This window comes from Vibrio ichthyoenteri ATCC 700023, from assembly GCF_000222605.1.
In the GTDB taxonomy this organism is placed as follows: Bacteria; Pseudomonadota; Gammaproteobacteria; order Enterobacterales; family Vibrionaceae; genus Vibrio; species Vibrio ichthyoenteri.
Map to the genome: position 1 here is coordinate 1 of NZ_AFWF01000234.1, position 1269 is coordinate 1269.

General features: G+C 48.0%; 1 protein-coding gene. It reads left to right on the forward strand.

Annotated elements, in window-relative coordinates; translation table 11 throughout:
* Positions 1 to 224: 224 nt before the first annotated feature.
* A partial coding sequence (gene mobH / locus RH85_RS16750; RefSeq protein ID WP_006713891.1) for a MobH family relaxase occupies positions 225 to 1269 on the forward strand: 1045 nt, incomplete at its 3' end.

Below are 1269 nucleotides of genomic sequence, written 5' to 3' on the forward strand. Positions count from 1 at the left end.
CTGACTTTAGACGCTTTCGTAGCGGCATGAGAAACGATTGTCCAATTGCATACGCAATTTGGGTCGCTTTCGTGTACCTGCTATTCCGCTTCCAATCCCGTCTACGAGTAAATCCTTATATTTTTTATGGTTACCATAAATGTATTTCGCTCACAAAATGCACTGTATATATAAACATTATTGTTTATTTATACAGTCATAGTTACATAGCACGGAGAAACACAGTGTTTACACGCATAAAACAAGTTATCGATTGGTTCAATGATGAGCCAGAAAAGAAAGCATTGCCCCAAGCCACCCTTAAAAACAAAACCCCTGCGGGATTTTGTGCGCCATGGAATGCAGAGCAACTGAAACAAGATGATCTTATCAAGGACAAACTTCGCGTTCTTAAGCGCAGTGGCTTAGCGCTGCCTTACGAAGTGTGGGATGAGTTTGTCGTTGATACGGTCATTCGCTTTGCGACCTGCTGCCAAGATTTACCGGCATCAGAGTCTTACCACCATGCGACGCCAAGAGGCTTATTGCTACACAGTTTAGACGTGGCGATTTACGCAATGCGTATTCGCCGTAATTACATTTTGCCGCCGAATACGGCGCCGGAAGACGTGATCCACAAGGAGATCGTTTGGGTGTATGGCGTTTTTCTGTGTGCCTTATTGCATGACGTGGGCAAGGTGCTCGATATGGAAATTGAGTTATTTGTAGGGGAGGGAAAAGAACCCGTTCGTTGGACACCGGCACTGGGGGCGATCAGTCAACCGTACCGTTTTCGTTATCACAAAGAGCGTCAATACAGTCAGCATCAACGCAGCGGACTGATGTGGTTAACACCACTGCTCTCTGAGAACCCAATGGCAGCGATCACAAGCGATCGCCAGCTCTACCATGAAATGAGTGCTTATCTTTCTGGCCATGCCGATAGTGACAGCGTCATTGGGCAAATAGTGATGCAAGCGGACGCCGCCAGTGTGGCGCAAAACTTTGGCGCCGATAAAGCCGGCATCAACCTCGCTGCTGAAAAAGCGCGAGGCGCAGCCGCTTCATTGGCGGGGCAGCTTCGATTGACGCTCACTCATTTGCTTCAATCGGGCGCGTTCCCATTGAACAGAAAAGGCGCCGAGGGGTTTGTTGAGGGTGAAAACCTATTTTTGATGAGTAAGCCGATCGCTGAACGACTACGTGCAGCGTTATTGGAACGTGGGATCACCAACGTTCCAACGGACAACTCACGATTATTTAATGAATTGCAGCAGCACCAACTCATCC